This window comes from Komagataeibacter sp. FXV3 (genome assembly GCF_015155755.1).
Classification (GTDB): Bacteria; Pseudomonadota; Alphaproteobacteria; order Acetobacterales; family Acetobacteraceae; genus Komagataeibacter.
This window is the reverse complement of sequence record NZ_VWPI01000048.1, coordinates 57791-76327: the sequence shown is the minus strand read 5'-3', so window position 1 is coordinate 76327 and position 18537 is coordinate 57791. Positions and strand designations below refer to the sequence as shown.

The window sequence follows — 18537 nt, the reverse complement described above, 5'->3', positions numbered from 1 at the left end:
GGGGAAGGGAATGCAACAGGGGTCAAATCAGCCGGTCTCCATCATTTTGGCGTTGTCTTGACGCCACGATATGGCGCACATAGCAGGCCTGTTCCCATACGTGTCATGTCCGTTTGCCTACCCGGAAATGACAGGTGATCCAATGAATGGAGAGACATAACGGTGCCGGACCCCATCAGCCAGACTGACCTCAAGCAGTTTTTCCGTGCCCCACTGACCGAAGCCGACCCCGATGTCGCCGCGATTATCGATGCGGAACTGGTGCGTCAGCGCGACGGGATTGAACTGATTGCCAGCGAGAACATGGTCTCCGCCGCCGTCATGGCCGCACAGGGCAGCGTTCTGACCAACAAATATGCCGAAGGTTATCCCGGCCGCCGTTACTATGGTGGCTGCGTGGAAGTGGACAAGGTCGAGACCCTGGCCATTGAACGCGTCAAGACGATGTTCGGCGCGGAATTCGCCAACGTGCAGCCCCATTCGGGCGCCAACGCCAACCAGGCTGCCTTCATGGCGATGGTGAAGCCGGGCGATACCGTCATGGGCATGAGCCTGGCTGCCGGTGGCCACCTGACCCATGGCGCCGCCCCGAATTATTCCGGCAAGTGGTTCAATGCGGTCCAGTATGGCGTGCGCAAGGAAGACGGCCTGCTGGATTATGAGGAAATGGAACGCCTTGCCCGCGCCGAAAAGCCGAAGCTGATCGTCGCCGGTGGGTCCGCCTATCCCCGTATCATCGATTTCGCCCGCTTCCGCGCCATTGCGGATGAAGTCGGCGCGTATCTCATGGTGGACATGGCCCATTTCGCGGGGCTGGTCGCCGCTGGCCTGTATCCGTCGCCGGTGCCGCATGCGCATGTCGTCACGTCCACCACGCACAAGACCCTGCGCGGGCCGCGTGGCGGGCTGATCCTGACCAATGACGCGGATCTGGCGAAAAAGATCAATTCCGCCGTATTCCCCGGCCTGCAGGGCGGTCCGCTCATGCATGTGATCGCGGGCAAGGCCGTAGCATTCGGCGAGGCGCTGCGCCCCGATTTCCGCACCTACCAGGAAGCGGTGGCGAACAATGCCCGCGTGCTGGCGGAAACGCTGGTGCAGAGCGGCTTTGACATCGTGACCGGTGGCACGGACTGCCATCTGCTGCTGGTGGACCTGCGGCCCAAGGGTGTTACGGGACGCGCGGCGGAACGTGCGCTGGAACGCGCGGGCATTACCGCCAACAAGAACGCCATTCCGTTCGACCCCGAAAAGCCCGCCGTGACCTCCGGCATCCGTCTGGGCAGCCCGGCGGCGACGGCTCGTGGCTTTGGCGAGGAAGAGTTCCGTGAAGTCGGCCGCATGATCGACGAAGTGCTGACCGCCCTTGCCAAGACCCCCGGTGAGGAAGGCTGCGCGAAGACGGAGCAGGCCGTGCACGAACGTGTCAAGGCACTGTGTGCACGCTTCCCCATCTACGCCTGAGCATGACGATGGCCATCTGTCCCGGTTACTGATCCGGGGCGGGTGGCCGCGTGCCCGTATCCACACGGGCAAACCGTACGGCCGTATGGCCACGGGCGGGACGCAGGTTGGGCATGATCAGCATGCACCGACCGTAGGGCGTGCGGATTTCATCATCGCCGTCATATGCCACCATCGTGCCGGCATCGGCCACGACATGCCCGCTGTGGAACGGGGTGACGAAACGGAACATCCCCGTCCGCGCCGTTATCACATCCGTCACCACCATTGCGCGTTGCGGTAACGTACCACCATCGGCGGGCAGGCCGCAGCATGGCCCGATCAGCGACAGCACCGCCTGCATGGATCGCGTGACGGTCGCTTCGTGCCAGTGCTGGCCCGCTTCCAGCAGGCAGGCGGCGGCACTGCCGTTACTGAAATGTGGGTGATCGATCAGCCTGCACCCGCTGCGGTGGCCCCGGTCGGCCACACATACATCCACCCCGCGAATGCGCCGCGCCATGGCCCGCCCCGTGGGCGACAGGCCCGACAGCACCAGCGGATCACCTGGCCACAGCATGGAATGCAGGTCCAGCAGCCTGTCCGCCGTCAGGATGACCGGCAGCAGCACTCGTGCCCGGTCCAGTTCATGTGATGACCGCCGGTCGTCCAGCATGGCGGGCAGCCAGACGCGGTTCATGTCCTCATCCACGCAGCGCGCACGCACCGGGTCGCGCGGGTCGAACAGGCGCATGGCCTCGGGGTTGGCGAATACCAGTGACAACCGCCCCGCGCGTGGGCGGATACGACGGCGCAGCAGGCGGTCAAGCACGATGGCGCCCGCGAATTCATTGCCATGGATCAGGCTGACACAGACGATATGCGGACCGGGCCTGCGGCCTTCGTAATGCATGACGCCGGGAATGCCGCAGTTACCCGCAAGCCATGGTGACAGGTCGGGCGGTGTAATGCCGATTTTCCACCGTGGCAGGCTGGATGGGGGTGGGGGCAGGCGTTCAAGGAACGTAGTGGGCCGTGCCACGCGTACAGGCAGGCGTGGCGTATCTTCCGGCCCATGTGTCATGTCAGGCGGGTCCGGTCGTTGGCAGCACCTGTCCCGTCATGCGTCGGGACAGGTGAGCGCATGGCATCGGTGTTCATCATGAAATCCAGTTTATCCAGCCTTCACCCCACGGCAAGACCATGGGGGCGGAGGGCGCATGACAAATGCATGAACCGGTCCGTCATTCCGGCAGGCTGGCAATGCGGATGCGTTGTCCCGTCAGGCGTTCGATGTCCTTGAGCGCCTGACGTTCCTCCGGTGCGCACAGGGCGACGGCCACGCCCCGCCGCCCCGCGCGCGCGGTGCGCCCGATACGGTGGACATAGGATTCGGGCTGGGCCGGGATATCGTGGTTGATGACAAGGGCGATATCATCAATGTCGATTCCCCGCGCCATGACATCGGTCGCCACCAGCACGCCCACGCGCCCCTGACGGAAATCGCGCAGCATCCGATCGCGCCGCGCCTGTGAATGATCGCCATGGATCGCGATGGCGGGTGTCAGCGCGCTGATGCTGCGTGCAATGGTGTCGGCTTCCTGACGTGTGCGCACAAACACCATGACACGCTGCATGCCATATTGCTTCAGGCAGGCCAGTGTCGCCTCCGCCTTGTGGCGCATGGGTACGAAAATGGCGTATTGCGCAATGCGCGGCGCGGGGGCGTTTTCAATCTCCATGCTGATCCGCAACGGCCGGTGCAGCAGGCGGGCGGCCAGTTCGGCCATGGCCGGGGGAATGGTGGCGGAAAACAGCAATGTCTGGTGTTGCGCGGGCAGGGCTGTGGCAAGGGCAAGCATTTCTTCCGCAAATCCCGGCTCCAGCATGCGGTCGGCTTCATCCAGCACGAACCGGCCTACGGCAGACAGGTCCAGTTCACCCCCATGCACCAGGTCGATCACCCGCCCCGGCGTGCCGACCACGATCGCGACCCCTTCGCCCAGCGTCCTGGCCTGTGCCGCCCGCGCCGTGCCGCCGGTGGCCTGCACGATGCGCAGGCCGCTGCCGCGGGCAAGACCACGCAGCACGCCCGCCGTCTGTCCCGCCAGTTCGCGCGTGGGGGACAGGATCAGGCAGCGCACGCGGGTATTGTCCGCATCATCAAGCTGCATGAGGGTGGACAGGATGGGGGCGGCAAAGGCCACTGTCTTGCCGCTGCCGGTGCCCGCGCGGGCTTCCACATCCCGTCCGGCCATGACGGGGGGGATGACCTCGCGCTGGATCAGGGAAGGCTGGTGCAGCCCCATGCGTGTCAGGGCGGCCACCACGCGGCCATCCAGCCCCATGCCGGCAAATGTCGGTTCAGTCTCACTCATTGTAGCCCCTTAGCGCGGCTGGACGATGGACAAAAGGGGCAGGGCATTGACGCCCCGGCTCCCGTCCCGCCACATGGGCGCATGGCACCACATGAACCGACCGCCGCCGTGATCGCGGCTGACCTTGCCGGCATGCGTTCACAGACCTTCGGGCTGGCGCGGCGCGCGGGGCTTGATCCCCACCTGCATGCGCTGGTGCCGCGTGGGATATGGCGGCATGTGCCCGCCGCATGGTGGCCGGCACCCCTGCGTGCGGTCATGCCGCTGGGTCTGGGCCCTGATTACCGTGATCATCCCGTCATCAGCATCGGTGGCAGCGGGGGGGCGGTTGGCGCGGCGCTGCGCAGGCATGGCGCGCCTGTGATACAGGTACAGAATCCACGCCTGTCGCCCACACGTTTCGATCTGGTCATCGCCAATCGCCACGACCGGATTTCCGGTCCCAATGTTGTCCTGACGCGTACGGCCCTGCATGGGGTGACGCCCGCGCTGCTGGATCAGGCGCGGCGGGAATGGACGCCGTTGCTGGCCCATCTGCCGCGCCCGCTGGTTGCCGTTCTGGTTGGTGGGGGGAATGGCCGTTTCCGTCTGGGCCGGGCGGAGGGCGCGACCCTTGCCACGCAGTTGGCCGCCATGATGCGGCGTGACCGGGTGGGCATTGCGCTGACGCCATCGCGCCGGACGGACCCCGAAGTATGCGCCGAACTGCAGCGCGCCCTTGCCGGGCCGGATGCATGGGTATGGGACCAGGCCGGTCCCAATCCGTATCTGGGACTGCTGGCCTGTGCTGATGCGATTGTCGTGACCATGGACAGCGTTTCCATGGTTTCGGAAGCCGTGGCGACAACCGCCCCCGTCATGGTCGCCAGCCTGCCGGGCCGGTCACGGCGGATCGGGCATTTCCTGCATGACCTGACGCAGGCGGGGCGCATCCGGCCCTTTGCCGGGCGGCTGGAAACATGGCCTGTCACGCCCCTTGATGATACCGTCATGGCGGCGGAGGCCGTGCGGTATCATCTGGGTCTTGCAACAATGGTACAACAATAATCCTCCCGCTTGCGCCAGAAGTGGAATAAAACAGGCACATGCTAGGTATCCGGACTTTTGACCCGCGTTCAGGCGGCAACATGGCCTACAAGGCCCTGACCCACCCGCTGGCTGCCGAACAGCTTGCCAGCCTTGCCGATGACCTGCGCAACGCGGGGCCGATTGCGATCTATGATCCCCACGACATGGTGGAAACCGTCATGGCGCTGTTGCCCGCGCCCATTACGGTGGCGGGCATATACACCCATGATTCGCTGAAGGTGGGGCAGGTGCGTGCGGGCATGGCCCTGCAGCCGGTGGTGGATCTGGCGCAGGGCGGGGCAGGGTGCGTGTGGGCGCTGGATTTCAACCATGCCATCATGCAGGGCCGCCTGTCCGGCCTGCTGCCTGCGGGCGGCGTGCTGCATACGCTGGAACCCGTGCGGCTGCCCCGGCACATGCTTTCGGTCGCGCATGATTATCTGCACCGGCTGAACTTCGCCACCAACCTTGCCTTTTTCCGGGACACGGCGGCGCTGTCCACCCGTCTGGTCACCGCCAATTACTGGGCGCGTTACGGCGCGCGGGCCGTGCGGCTGTGGCTGCGGCTGTTCGATCATGACGGCCACGTGCTGCAGACATGGGAATATGACGTGCCGGGCGATGGCCAGGCCATCATCATCGACAGTGCCGAGATCCGCAGCCGTTTTGGCCTGCCGGAATTTATCGGGCAACTGTTCATCCATGCACAGGGCATAGCCGGTCATGACGTGGTCAAATACGCGCTGGAGACACGTGGGCAGGGCGCCAATGCCAGTCTGTCGGTCACCCATGATGCCAATGCCTGGCCCGCCAACCGCTACGCCAACCTGCCGGCCCCGGCGGAGGGCGAGGACGTGGTGCTGTGGGTCCAGAACAGCCATGCCCTGCCCATCCCGTCGGGCAGCATGACGCTGAACCGGATGGGGCAGGATACACACATACCCATCATGCCCGAACTGGCACCGTACCAGACCATGGCCGTGCATATGCGCGATGTCCTGCCCGGCCTGTCATGGCCGGAACAGATCGAATTCCGTGCCGGTGGCCATGTCGTGCGTTCCCGTTACGAAATCACGCAGCACAACCGCACACGCATCGCCCACCTGAACGTGCAGCGTGCTGACCTGCAGCCCGATCCGGGCATTGCCCGGCTGGATCCACGTTTTTTCGGGCGGGGCTACCTGCTGCCGTTCCCGGTGCCCGATCCCGCGCGCTACCGTACGCTGATGCTGCCATCGCCCATGGCGGAAAGCCTGACCAGCCTGCCGGTCCGGGTGGACTGTTTCGATGCGGAGGGGACGGCTGGCCCCTTGCGTTTCATGGGGTGCCTGCCGCGTGACCATGCGGCGGTGCTGGATGTCAGTGCGCTTGCAACCGGCACGGGGCATGGTGAACTGCTGTATGACTTTCGTGACGGCGGGCAGGCGGATGGCTGGCTGCATGCCCTGATCCGTTATGAGGACAGGCAGACCGGCCATACATCCGAAACCAGTTTCGGGTCGCACATATTCAATACGGTCATGACCTATAAGGGGGAGCCGCAGTCCTATGTTGGCGCCCCACCGGGGCTGAGCACGCGGTTGTTCCTGACGGCGGCGGGGCAGGAGCCATTCAGTTTCTGCAGGCTTATCTATCCCGTTTCGGCGACATGGCGCGCGTATTCGGATACGTCGCTGTACCTGCACGCGGCGGATGGCACGGTGTTGGCGCATGAAAAGATCGCCATTCCCATGTCCGGATCACGGGAAATCTGGCCCCACCGTGTCTTTGGCCTGCCCACGCTGGCGCGTGCGGGGGAAGGGGCCTATGTCATTATCCGTGACACCACCTGCCGCCTGTTCGGCTACCATGGCCGCATGGCGGAGGGGGAAGGACGGTTTTCAGTCGACCATATGTTCGGGTTCTGACCCTGACATCCGGCCCGGCCGTTCCCATATGGCCATGCAGGCGACTGCTGGCATGTGCCGCGGTGCACGGATCAGGGCAGCGGTGCAACCTGCCCACCATGCCTGACAGACCGGAAGGGAACCTGACTGGACCATGATCGTACAGGACACCAATTTTTTCTGTGACATGCCTGCCGACATGAAATACCTGCGCGATCGTAACCCGCCGCAGAATTTCCTTGAGCAGAACATGATATTCGTCCTGCCACAGCGGTTGCGCAAGTTCCGGAAAAACCTGTTTCATGTCCGGCGCACGGATGCGGACGCCACCGTCTATGCGCCACTGTTTCAGGTGCGGTGCATAACCGAACATGATCCGCTGCCTGAAGGTTATGACGGACCGTTTGACGTATTTCCGTTCTATACCAACCCCACCCGCAAGCGGCGGCGTACGCTGGATTATTATGTGCTGTTCCTGTTTCAGGACAAGCTGTCCTATGTCAAATGCCGCGATGCGCTGGAAGATGTGCCGTCATGACGAGAAGTGCTGCGGAGATATCCGGACAGGGATGCGAGAAAGAAACAGGCCCGACGTTTCCGTCACGAGGCCGTCCATACAAAGAAGTTTCTGGTGAAGCTTTTTTCAAAAAAGGTGAGGGTCCAAAAACTTTCATTTTTATCAAAGACTTATACAGGAATGGTCTTTGAACTTTTCCCTTACATTTTGATCAGTTCCCGCAGCGGGAAAATCAGAAAATATGGGTAGGTGCAGTCCGTGCTGAATACGCGATCTATTTGGAAGATGTCGCGGACAGGCGGGCCATGAACCTGACGTAGTAAACCATTTCCGCCGTGGCATAACAGCAGGAGAAGGCTAACCGTTGGGTTTTGGAATTTCGTGCGATCCAATCAGGATCGAAGCAGGCCGCCGCGTAATCAGGCGCGATACATCAGCCAGCCGACATGCCGCCAACGCTGTCATGGGAGGTACGTTTTCGTACCCGGCCAACCGGATAGACCACATGATAACGTAGTCTGGCTGACGGATGATTTTATAAATGGGGAGACCGGATGGTGGGTGCGACAGGGATTGAACCTGTGACCCCCGCCGTGTGAAGGCGATGCTCTACCGCTGAGCTACGCACCCATCCGCTTCGGTGGGGCCTTGATAATCCAGTCGGCCGGGGTGCGCAAGGGGGAAAAATACGCGGCTGTTGCTATTTCCGGCCCGGACGACGGATACGGTAGGCCAGGGCTTCGGCAATATGGGGGCGTTCGACATCAACAGCGGCGGACAGATCGGCAATCGTCCGCGCCACACGCAGCAGGCGGGTAAAGCCACGGGCGGAAAGGTGCATCTTTTCAGATGCCTGGACCGCAAAATCCCGAGCCGCTGCCGTGATACGGAAATCATCGATCGGGGCTTCGGCATTGCGGGCTTCGCCCTGCCGGTCATGCTGGCGGGCTACAGCTTCCCTGACGCGTGCAGCGACGGTGGCGCTGGGTTCACCGCCCGTTGTTTCGGCAATGCGGGTCAGGGGCATCGGCTCAACATGAACGGCCATGTCCACACGGTCCAGCAACGGACCGGACAGGCGCGTCTGGTAATCCTCGCCACAACGCGGGGCCTTGCGGCATTCCTGCGACGCATCGCCCAGATAACCGCATTTGCACGGATTCATCGCCGCGATCAGCTGGAAGCGGGCAGGGTAGGTGACATGGGCGGCAGCGCGGGCGATGGATATGGATCCCGTTTCCATGGGCTGGCGCAGGATTTCCAGCGCGGAGCGAGAGAATTCGGGCAGTTCATCCAGAAACAGCACGCCGCGATGCGCCAGGCTGACCTCACCGGGGCGGGCGCGGGCGCCGCCACCGCTCAATGCCGTGGGACTGCTGGAATGATGCGGGTCGCGAAAGGGCGGCCGGGAGACCGGCTGCCCGTCCTTGAGCAGGCCGCCAATGCTGTGGATCCGGCTGATTTCCAGCATCTCGGTGGGGGTCAGGTCGGGCATGATGCCGGGCAGGCGCGCAGCCAGCATGGATTTGCCAGCCCCCGGCGGTCCCACCATCAGCAGGGAATGACGACCGGCGGCGGCAATTTCCAGCGCCCGGCGTGCGGTTTCCATGCCACGGATATCGGCAAGGTCGGGCAGGGCGGTCAGCCCTTCATCCATGCGCGCAGGCAGTTCTACCGGGTCGATGACCTGCTGCCCCCGGAAATGGTTCAGCAGTTCGGGCAGGGAACGGATGGCGAGGATATCCATATCCTCGCTGGCCCAGCGGGCTTCCACGCCCTGACTGGCGGGGCAGATCAGCCCCAGTGACAGGCCGGCCGCCGTCATGGCGGCCGGCAGCACGCCACATACGGGGTTTACGCCGCCATCCAGCGACAGTTCACCCAGTGCTGCGTAACGCTGCGCCATGTCACCGGGCAGCAGGCCCATGACACCCAGCAGTGCAAGGGCGATGGGCAGGTCGAAATGCGATCCTTCCTTCATCAGGCTGGCAGGCACCAGATTGACCACGATCCGCTTGGCCGGCAGGGCGAGACCCATGGCGGACAGGGCCGCGCGCACGCGTTCGCGCGATTCATTGACGGCCTTGTCCGGCAGTCCCACGACCAGGAATGATGGCAGGCCAACGGATAGCTGGACCTCGACTTTGACAGGAACGGCTTCGATGCCGGAAAAGGCAAAACCACAGATGGATGCAAGCGCCGTATCAGTCATGGCACGATGATGCCGGATTGCAGGCGGCTTGGCCATTATGGAACATGGCCGAATGGGTCAGATTCTGGCGGATGTGGATCCGTACGGTGCAATTTGTTGGCATAATATTTCTTATAAAACTTTTAGATGTGAGCGAAAGGGGACTTGCCCGGCTGCTTCATATCCTGCCCATTCCATCCCCTGTGCGTTTTCCTGCACAGCACGATCCCAACTGGATCAATCCGGGATTCAATTCATGTGTTCCGGACCATTGTGGCGGATATGATACAGTGACGCGCGCTACCCATATATCGCGCGTCACTTACGTACGGTTCTTAACGAATTGCTGGAAATGCCTGTCCTTGAGACGTCGCGCTGATTCTAGCCGTCGTGGACCATGTCCAGATCGGCAAAGCGCGTGAACTCCCCTTCGAAGAACAGGTGCACCGTCCCTGTCGGCCCGTGACGCTGTTTTTCCAGGATCAGTTCCGCGCGGTTATGCGCAAGGTCCATCTTGCGCTGCCACTCCTCCATTGCGGTGTGGTACTTGTCCTGTGAGTCAAAGGAGGTTTCCTTGGGCTGGCGCTGCTGCAGGTAGTACTGGTCACGATAGACGAACATCACCGCATCGGCGTCCTGCTCGATCGATCCTGATTCACGCAGGTCCGACAGCATGGGCCGTTTGTCTTCCCTGCTCTCGACCTGACGCGAAAGCTGTGACAGGGCGATGACCGGTACCGACAGTTCCTTGGCCAGTGCCTTGAGGCCCTGCGTGATCATGGAAATTTCCAGCACGCGGTTTTCCGCCTTCGCCCCCACCGATGGCCGCATGAGCTGCAGGTAATCGACCACCACCAGACTCAGTCCCTTGGTACGCGCAAGCCTGCGGCAGCGTGTGCGCATGGCTGACAGCGTGATGGCGGGCGTGTCGTCAATATGCAGCGGCAGTTGCGCCAGTTCGCGGCTGACCTGCACGAAACGGTCGAATTCCTTCTGGCCCAGATCGCCACGGCGGATCTTTTCACCCGATACGCTGGCCTGTTCGGACAGGATACGGGTGGCCAGCTGTTCGGATGACATTTCCAGCGAGAAGATGGCCACCGACCCCTTGGGTTTGGCATCGGGTGGGGCGTTACGGATTTCCTCCATGATCGCGCGCGCGGCGGAAAAGGCGATCTTGGTGGCCAGCGCCGTCTTGCCCATGGCCGGACGCCCTGCAAGGATCAGCAGATCGGATGGGTGCAGGCCGCCGGTTTTCTTGTCCAGGTCACGCAGCCCGGTGGTCAGCCCCACCACGTCGCCACTACGGTCGAAGGCCTGCTGCGCGATTTCCAGCGCATCGGCCAGCGCACGGTCAAAGGACTGAAAGCCGCCATCCTGTCCCTTTTCCGTGGCCAGTTTGAACAGCGCTTCCTCACTGGCGGCGATCTGGCTGGGACCGTCAAGGTCGGAACGCGCGCCAAAGGCGTTGTTGACCACGTCCTGCCCGATGTCGATCAGCTGGCGGCGTATCCACGCATCATGGATCACGCGCCCGTAATCGGCAGCATTGATGATGCCGACCATGGATGTCAGCAGTTTGGCAAGATATGCCGTGCCGCCAACGGAATCCAGCACGCCGGTATTTTCGAATTCGGCCCGCAGCGTGACGGGATCCGCAAGCTGGCCACCTTCGATACGGCGGGAAATGGCGTCATAGATGCGGCCATTGACCTCATCGGCAAAATGCGCGCCGGTCAGGAAGTCGGATACGCGGTCATAGGCGCGGTTATTGGTCAGCAGCGCGCCCAGCAGCGCCTGCTCTGCCTGTATGTTGGCAGGCGGCAGGCGCTGCGAGACGCCAAGAAGCGAGTCCTTTTGCCCGGACTCTGCGGAGGGAGGATTCTGGATCGTATTCACTCCCCCATCCTACCCGATCCCCCCATGCGACCGGAAGGGGCATGATGGACCGCGGGTATGTATGGACGTGCGTGTCAGCCGCGACGGGCGCGCACCAGCCGTTCCGCCCGGTGGATGACGGCGGTGGCCATGCCGTGGACCGTATCCGCCCCGTAGCGCTGCAGGATATCGTGTCGGGCGGCCCGGCCGATCTGCATGCACAGGTCGGGGCGGGCATAAAGGTGGAGGATCTGTGCGGCCAGGGTTTCCGGCGTCGAGGCGGGCAGCAGGAATCCGTTGACCCCATCGCGGATAATGTCGGGAATGGCGCCGACGGGCGTTGCAATGACCGGCAGGCCCACCTGCATCGCCTCATGGACCGCGATGCACAGCCCCTCGAAATGGGAGGGCTGCACATAGACATGCAGCCTGCGGCAGAATTCCAGCGGGTCCGGCTGGAACCCCTCGAAACTGATGGCATCCGCCGCCATTCCGGCCGCCAGCGCCTGCAGCGCCATCATCTGCGACCCGCTGCCGCACAGTGACAGGTGAATGCGCGCATCCGGCCGGGTTGCACGGATGACACCCATCGCGCGCACCAGCAACTGCATGTTCTTTTCCGGTTCCAGCCGCCCCAGCGATCCGACATGGAAGACCGCACCGTCCTGCCCGTCCCATGGCGTGGTCGGCTGTACGGCCGCATCCGCCATGAACAGCGGCCATGTGCAGATCCGGTCGGGTGGCAGGCGTAGCTGGCTGCACGTGACGCGGGCCACATATTCGGAATCCGCAACCCAGAATGCGCTCAGGTGACGGGTACGACGCAGCATGAAACGGTTGGCGGGCTTGAGAAACGCGCTGTGCTGCCAGCTGACCACGGGAATGCCCAGCATCCTGCCGATCGCCTGACCATACAGGGTCGCCCGTGTCAGTGATGTCCATAACAGGTCAGGCCGGTTGGCACGGACATAACGCAGCACCTGCCCCAGTGACGCGAACCGGGCGGGATCGCGGTCATCCACGATATGGTAATCGATGCCGGCAGCCTCCAGCCAGGCAATGGCGTTGCCAGCCTTGCGCGCCAGCGCCACGACCCGGACCGTGTGCCCGCAGGCGCGCATCATCCCGATCACGGCAGGCAGCGGCCGTTCGGCCCCGCCGCCGTTCAGGCTGTTAATGAGATAGAGGATACGCATTCATTACCAACAACAGATCCGGCCAGGGCTGTCCCTGCCGTCATTTCTCGGAACCGGAACACCGGATATGCAACGGCGGAAAGGCTTAATAGGGCAGTTTTCCCCATTAGAAAACAGCGGCCGGGCACCGGGCGTGCAAATTGCCCGCCCGCATCACCCTGCCCTGACCGCTTGCCAGGTGCAGGTACGTGGCATTGCCGGGTTGTATGATCATGCATTTCTTATTACGCGTCGTGGATACTTTCCGTGGAAAATGGTTCATGACCGTACTCAATAATACGACCCTGCCCCATCTGCCGGGCAATATCCTCGTGCCTGCCTATGACCGGAGCAAGGTGACACCGGGTATTGCCCATATCAGCGTGGGCAATTTCCATCGTGCCCATCAGGCGGTCTACATGGACCGTGTGCTGGGCCGTCCCGGTCAGGCCGGCTGGGGCCTGCTGGGCATAGGGTTGATGGAAAACCCGCATGAAGCCGAAAAAGCACAGGACATGGCAGCGCAGGACGGCCTGTATTCCCTGACCGAATGTGCCCCCGATGCGCCCAATGTGGTGCGGGTGATCGGTTCCATCACGGAATACATGTACGCCCCCGCCGATCGCGCGGCCACCATTGCGCGGCTGGCCGATCCGGCAATCCGCATCGTCAGCATGACCGTGACCGAAGGCGGCTATTATGTTGATGAAAACGGCGTATTCCCTATCGATCATCCCCTGATCGCCGAGGACCTGAAGCGCGCGGTGCCGCATACCGTGTTCGGCCTGCTGACCGAGGCGCTGCGCAAACGGCGTGAAAGCGGTGCCGGGCCGTTCACCATCCTGTCGTGCGACAACCTGCCCCAGAACGGCCATGTCGCGCGTACCGCCTTCCTGGGCTGGGCGCGCGCGCGTGACGCGGGGCTTGCGCAGTGGATCGAGGAAAACGTTACCTTCCCCTGCACGATGGTCGATCGCATCACGCCTGCCGTCCATCCCGATGATATACGCCGGCTTGATGCGGAAAGCGGACTTGATGACCGCATTCCCGTCTTCTGCGAGGATTTCATCCAGTGGGTGGTGGAAGACAAATTCTGCGCCGGCCGCCCCGAACTCGACGCCGTGGGCGTGCAGTTCACGGATAATGTCCAGCCGTATGAGGAGGTGAAGCTGCACATGCTCAATGCCTCCCACTCGCTTCTGGGCCTGTCTGGCGTGCTGTCGGGGTATCGCGTGGTCAGCGAAATCATGGAAGACCTGAATGAGGTCACCCTGGTCGAGCAGTACCTTGCCTTTGACGCCGAACCCCTTCTGCATGCTCCGCCGGGCATGGCGCTGACCGAATATGGCAGGCGCCTGCTGCACCGTTTCCGCAATCGCGCGATCAGTGACCAGCTTCTGCGCATCGCATCTGACAGCACGTCCAAGCTGCCCATGTTCATCAAGAGCACGGCCATGGGCGTGATCGCGCATAAACGCCCCGTGGAGCGCATTGCCTTTGTCGTGGCCTGTTACGTCGAATACCTGCGCGGGCATGATGACAAGGGACAGGCCTATGCCATTGCCGAACCGCACCTGACCGATGAGGACCGGGTGAAGGCGGCATCGCCACGGCTGGAGGATGCGCTGGATATGGGTGCCTTCGCCGGGTGGGAACTGGGTGATGATCCCGGATTCGTACAGGCCTATCTGGCCCTGCGGCAGTCCATCCGTGCCAATGGCACGCGGGCGACGCTGGCAACGGTTGTATCCAAAGGGAAATAGACGTTCAGGGTGCTGAAAACGCACCCTGAAATATTGTGACACACGATTTATTCATCAAGTTAGGCTTGACCCGGCGGGAAGTCCTACGTTTTCTCATGGGAGAATGTTCGGACTGTATCACGGTGATCAGGAAAACTTATGAATAGCCTTATACGCTCGGCTCCTCTCCTGGCGGCAGCCATAGCCGTCTGCGGCCTGACAGGTCTTTACCTGTTGGGCGGTGGCCTGTGGCTGTGCCTTATCGGAGGGTCTTTCTACTATGTTGTCGCGGGTGTCCTGCTTCTGGTGACGGCGTTCCTGCTGTTCCGGCGGCAGGCATCCGCGCTTACGGTTTACGCGGTCCTGCTGCTTGGCACGATGGCGTGGGCCGTCAGTGAAGCCGGGTTTGACTTCTGGGCGCTTGCGCCGCGTGGGGATATCCTTGTCCCCATCGGGATCGTGCTGGCGCTGCCATGGGTGACGCGTCACCTGCAGCCTGCGGGCATGGGCGCGCGCATGCCCCTGCTGGGCGCGATTGGCGCGGCCGTGGTCGTGGTCGGTTTCGCCCTGATGGGTGACCCGCAGGATATCGCGGGCAACCTGCCCCCGGTGGCCAAGGACGCCCCCGAACCCGGTGACGCCCACCAGATGCCCGATGGCGACTGGCAGGCCTATGGCCGCACGCAGTTCGGGGACCGTTTTTCCCCGCTCAGGCAGATCAATGCCGATAATGTCAGCAAGCTGAAAGTCGCGTGGACATTCCGTACCGGCGACCTGCGTGGTCCCAATGACCCCGGTGAAATCACCGATGAGGTCACGCCCATCAAAATCCGTGATACGCTGTATCTGTGCACACCCCACCAGATCCTGTTCGCGCTCGATGCAAAAACGGGCAGGCAGCGGTGGAAGTTCGATCCCAAACTGGCGTACAACCCCACCTTCCAGCACCTGACATGCCGTGGCGTGTCCTATCATGAGGACAAGGCCGGGGCGGAGTCCGCTGATGGGAATGCGACACCGGTGGAATGCGCACGTCGTATTTTCCTGCCGACCAATGACGGACAACTGTTCGCGCTGGATGCCGAAACCGGTGCCCGTTGCGCGTCGTTCGGCAATAATGGCGTAGTGAACCTGCAGGACGGCATGCCCGTCAAGACGCTGGGCTTTTACGAACCGACATCGCCCCCCGTCGTGACCGATACCACCGTGATCGTGTCCGGTGCGGTGACCGACAACTATTCCACGCATGAGCCCTCGGGCGTGACGCGCGGGTTCGATGTGCATACCGGCGCACTGAAATGGGCGTTCGACCCCGGCAATCCCGACCCGAACGAAATGCCGTCCGAACACCACACCTTCGTGCCCAATTCCCCCAATTCGTGGATCACGTCGTCCTATGACGCCAATCTGGACCTGATCTACATCCCGATGGGCGTGCAGACGCCTGATATCTGGGGCGGCAACCGCGGCGCGGATGCCGAACGCTATGCCAGCTCGATCGTGGCGCTGAACGCATCCACCGGCAAGCTGGTATGGAGCTATCAGACCGTCCATCATGACCTGTGGGACATGGACATTCCGGCCCAGCCCAGCCTGGTCGATATCCGCGACGAACAGGGTGAGGTCATCCCCACGCTGTATGCCCCGGCCAAGACCGGCAACATCTTCGTACTGGACCGTCGCAATGGCCATCTGGTCGTGCCGGCGCCCGAACGGCCCGTGCCGCAGGGGGCAGCGCCCGGCGATCACGTGTCGCCCACGCAGCCCTTCTCCCAGCTGACCTTCCGCCCCAGCAAGCTGCTGACCGATGCGGATATGTGGGGCGGCACGATGTATGACCAGTTGGTCTGTCGCATCATGTTCCATCGCCTGCGTTATGATGGCACGTTCACGCCGCCGTCGCTGCAGGGCACGCTGGTGTTCCCCGGTAACCTGGGCATGTTTGAATGGGGCGGCCTGGCGGTTGATCCCGTGCGCCAGATCGCGATCGCCAACCCCATCGCCATCCCGTTCGTGTCCAGGCTGATCCCGCGCGGCCCGAACAACCCGGCAACGCCTGACAAGTCCCTGCCCTCAGGCAGCGAAAGTGGCGTGCAGCCGCAGTTTGGCGTGCCCTATGGCGTTGACCTGCATCCGTTCCTGTCGCCCTTCGGCCTGCCGTGCAAGCAGCCGGCATGGGGCTACATGTCCGGTATCGACCTGCGCACCAACAAGATCGTGTGGAAGCACCGCAACGGCACGATCCGTGACAGCGCGCCGCTGCCCCTGCCCATCAAGATGGGCGTGCCCAGCCTTGGCGGCCCGCTGACTACCGCGGGCGGGGTCGCGTTCCTGACCTCCACGCTGGATTATTATATCCGTGCGTATGACGTGACCAACGGCCGCGTCCTGTGGCAGGACCGCCTGCCTGCCGGTGGCCAGTCCACCCCCATGACCTATGCGGTGGATGGCAAGCAGTACATCGTGACCGCTGATGGTGGACACGGATCGTTTGGCACCAGGCTGGGTGACTACATCGTCGCCTACAGCCTGCCTGACCAGAACTGAGCCGTGCAGGACCGGGGAAGGATTTTTTCCTTCCCCGGCTTGACATGTCCGGTTCCATCTATATTCATTGGTATATAGATATCGCTGTGACAGGACACTGCAAACCCATTTATTCAGGGGTTTGCAGCGATCCTGCTATATTCATATTATAAATAAATAACTCTTATTACAGCTTTGATCTTACGCGCCACCAAACGGCTTGATTAGGAAACGGTAATACAAAGTTTCCGCCGTGGCGCCGATGTTCCCGCACATCCGGCAGTTCCGGTGCCTTCAGGACAGCGCAACGACGCGCTGTTTCTTGTGTTTCGCGCCATACCGGCACTGGAACCGGGCGGATGATACGGGGTGATATAATGACTTTCACAACCGCGAGAACATCGTGATTAAGCGTATTGCAGCAGCGATTGTGGGAATCGGTGTCGCCGGTGGCGTCGGGTTCCTTGCCTATGCGTGGTATCCGGCCATTGCGCCGGTTGCTCCGCCTCCTCCTTCCTCTTTTTCCGCAGCACAGATTGAACGCGGGCGCGTGCTGGCCGCTGGCGGCTACTGCGCCGAATGCCACACCCGTACGGATGGCAAGCGTGGCGTCGAGCTGGCGGGCGATTACAAGATGGACACGCCCTTTGGCGCCATCTTCTCCTCCAACATCACGCCTGATCCCGAAACGGGTATCGGCCACTGGTCGGAAGCCGCCTTCAAGCGCGCCATGCGCAAGGGCATTTCGCGTGACGGCACGCAGCTTTTCCCGGCCTTCCCGTTTGACCACTTCACGCACATGACGGATCAGGACATCGATGATGTCTATGCCTTCCTCATGACACGGGCGCCGGTGCATTCGGTCAAGCGTGACAACACGGTGGGCTTCCCTTTCAACATCCGTCTGGAACAGGCGGGCTGGAAGCTTCTGTTCCTGCATGAAGGGCCGCTGAAGAACGATCCCGCCCAGGATGCTGAATGGAACCGTGGCGCGTATCTGGCCGAAGGGCTGAGCCACTGCTCGGCGTGCCATACGCCGCGTAACCTCATGGGTGCGGAAAAGGCCAGCGCGCCGTATGATGGCGCCCCGGTCGATAACTGGATCGCGCCGCCGCTCAATGAACACAATCCGACCCCGGTTGTCTGGACCGAGGACGAGTATTTCAAATACCTGCGTTTCGGATCGGCCCCGCTGCATGGCAGTGCCGCCGGACCCATGTCGCCCGTGGTCCATGGTGGCCTGAGCGAGATGCCGGAATCCGATGTGCATGCCATTGCGCATTACCTGGCCCAGATCGACCATTCGGCAACCCGTGTCAGCCAGGATCCCAAGGCGATTGCATGGGCCATGCAGGCATCCATGAAGGATCTGGTCGGCCCGCAGGTGAACCCGAACGCGAAGCTGTATGCCGGTGCCTGCGCCGCATGCCACGCCAATGCCGGACCGCAGCCGGTTGAAGGCCGCCCCGACCTGGCGCTGAACAACGCGCTGTGGCTGGATGAGCCGACCAACCTGTTCCAGGTCATCCTGCGCGGTATCGGCACGACGGAAGGTATTTCCACCGTTTCCATGCCCAGTTTCTACCATTCCTTCTCGGATGCGGATCTGGCCCGCCTGGCGGCCTACCTGCGTGCGACCCGCACGACCCTGCCGCCGTGGACCGATCTGGAGAAGAAGGCTGGCGAGGTTCGCAAGACCCTGCCTGTCCCCCCTGTCGCGTCGTCCCATTGAG

General features: G+C 62.6%; 12 protein-coding genes and 1 tRNA gene. 7 read left to right on the top strand and 6 right to left on the bottom strand.

The annotated features are described in order from the left end of the window. Positions 1-174 precede the first annotated feature (174 nt). The gene (gene glyA / locus F1542_RS05075) at positions 175-1464 is read left to right on the top strand and encodes a serine hydroxymethyltransferase (protein WP_346011790.1); all 1290 of its coding nucleotides are present in this window, start codon (positions 175-177) and stop codon (positions 1462-1464) included. Positions 1465-1489: 25 nt separating this feature from the next. Here glyA and F1542_RS05070 read toward each other — a convergent pair whose 3' ends face one another. Together F1542_RS05070 and F1542_RS05065 are read right to left on the bottom strand one after the other, a co-directional pair. Next, a complete protein-coding gene (locus F1542_RS05070; RefSeq protein WP_193732084.1) occupies positions 1490-2527 on the bottom strand; it encodes a succinylglutamate desuccinylase/aspartoacylase family protein in 1038 nt (345 codons plus the stop codon). Between the two features lie 160 nt (positions 2528-2687). Then, positions 2688-3791, bottom strand: a complete 1104-nt coding sequence (locus F1542_RS05065; protein WP_193732090.1) for a DEAD/DEAH box helicase — start codon at positions 3789-3791, stop codon at positions 2688-2690. Positions 3792-3902: 111 nt separating this feature from the next. On the opposite strand from F1542_RS05065, the gene F1542_RS05060 reads away from it, so the two are divergent. From F1542_RS05060 to F1542_RS05050, 3 genes are all read left to right on the top strand, one after another. Further along, positions 3903-4868, top strand: coding sequence for a mitochondrial fission ELM1 family protein (locus tag F1542_RS05060; RefSeq protein ID WP_193732083.1), 966 nt, complete (start codon positions 3903-3905; stop codon positions 4866-4868). 38 nt (positions 4869-4906) lie between these two features. Further along, positions 4907-6796 carry a hypothetical protein gene (locus tag F1542_RS05055; protein ID WP_193732082.1) on the top strand — a complete coding sequence of 630 codons (1890 nt, stop codon included), beginning with the start codon at positions 4907-4909 and terminating at the stop codon, positions 6794-6796. 133 nt (positions 6797-6929) lie between these two features. Beyond that, positions 6930-7313, top strand: coding sequence for a hypothetical protein (locus F1542_RS05050; protein WP_193732081.1), 384 nt, complete (start codon positions 6930-6932; stop codon positions 7311-7313). A gap of 534 nt (positions 7314-7847) precedes the next feature. Here F1542_RS05050 and F1542_RS05045 read toward each other — a convergent pair. The 4 genes from F1542_RS05045 to F1542_RS05030 form a co-directional block, all read right to left on the bottom strand. Further along, positions 7848-7922 (bottom strand) — tRNA-Val (locus F1542_RS05045). Positions 7923-7992: 70 nt separating this feature from the next. After that, entirely contained in the window at positions 7993-9504 is a 1512-nt protein-coding gene (locus F1542_RS05040) for a YifB family Mg chelatase-like AAA ATPase (protein ID WP_193732080.1), read from the bottom strand. Positions 9505-9864: 360 nt separating this feature from the next. Further along, positions 9865-11382, bottom strand: a complete 1518-nt coding sequence (locus F1542_RS05035) for a replicative DNA helicase (protein ID WP_193732079.1) — start codon at positions 11380-11382, stop codon at positions 9865-9867. A 74-nt stretch (positions 11383-11456) separates the two neighbouring features. Then, positions 11457-12557, bottom strand: coding sequence for a glycosyltransferase family 4 protein (locus F1542_RS05030; RefSeq protein WP_193732078.1), 1101 nt, complete (start codon positions 12555-12557; stop codon positions 11457-11459). A gap of 206 nt (positions 12558-12763) precedes the next feature. Between F1542_RS05030 and F1542_RS05025 the strand changes: the two genes are divergently transcribed. The 3 genes from F1542_RS05025 (at position 12764) to F1542_RS05015 (ending at position 18536) form a co-directional block, all read left to right on the top strand. Further along, entirely contained in the window at positions 12764-14299 is a 1536-nt protein-coding gene (locus tag F1542_RS05025; RefSeq protein WP_193732077.1) for a mannitol dehydrogenase family protein, read from the top strand. Positions 14300-14437: 138 nt separating this feature from the next. After that, positions 14438-16825, top strand: a complete 2388-nt coding sequence (locus F1542_RS05020) for a glucose/quinate/shikimate family membrane-bound PQQ-dependent dehydrogenase (protein ID WP_193732076.1) — start codon at positions 14438-14440, stop codon at positions 16823-16825. A 382-nt stretch (positions 16826-17207) separates the two neighbouring features. Beyond that, positions 17208-18536 (top strand): cytochrome c, encoded by a 1329-nt coding sequence (locus F1542_RS05015; RefSeq protein ID WP_193732075.1) that lies wholly within the window; start codon positions 17208-17210, stop codon positions 18534-18536. Position 18537 lies beyond the last annotated feature (1 nt).

Bases quoted from the DNA above. Each gene is read 5' to 3' on its own strand.
- F1542_RS05065 (WP_193732090.1), bottom strand. From the start codon at position 3,791: ATGGGGCTGGATGGCCGCGTGGTGGCCGCCCTGACACGCATGGGGCTG.
- F1542_RS05030 (WP_193732078.1), bottom strand. From the start codon at position 12,557: ATGCGTATCCTCTATCTCATTAACAGCCTGAACGGCGGCGGGGCCGAA.
- F1542_RS05040 (WP_193732080.1), bottom strand. From the start codon at position 9,504: ATGACTGATACGGCGCTTGCATCCATCTGTGGTTTTGCCTTTTCCGGC.
- F1542_RS05070 (WP_193732084.1), bottom strand. From the start codon at position 2,527: ATGACACATGGGCCGGAAGATACGCCACGCCTGCCTGTACGCGTGGCA.
- F1542_RS05050 (WP_193732081.1), top strand. From the start codon at position 6,930: ATGATCGTACAGGACACCAATTTTTTCTGTGACATGCCTGCCGACATG.
- F1542_RS05055 (WP_193732082.1), top strand. From the start codon at position 4,907: ATGCTAGGTATCCGGACTTTTGACCCGCGTTCAGGCGGCAACATGGCC.
- F1542_RS05025 (WP_193732077.1), top strand. From the start codon at position 12,764: ATGATCATGCATTTCTTATTACGCGTCGTGGATACTTTCCGTGGAAAA.
- F1542_RS05060 (WP_193732083.1), top strand. From the start codon at position 3,903: ATGGCACCACATGAACCGACCGCCGCCGTGATCGCGGCTGACCTTGCC.
- F1542_RS05020 (WP_193732076.1), top strand. From the start codon at position 14,438: ATGAATAGCCTTATACGCTCGGCTCCTCTCCTGGCGGCAGCCATAGCC.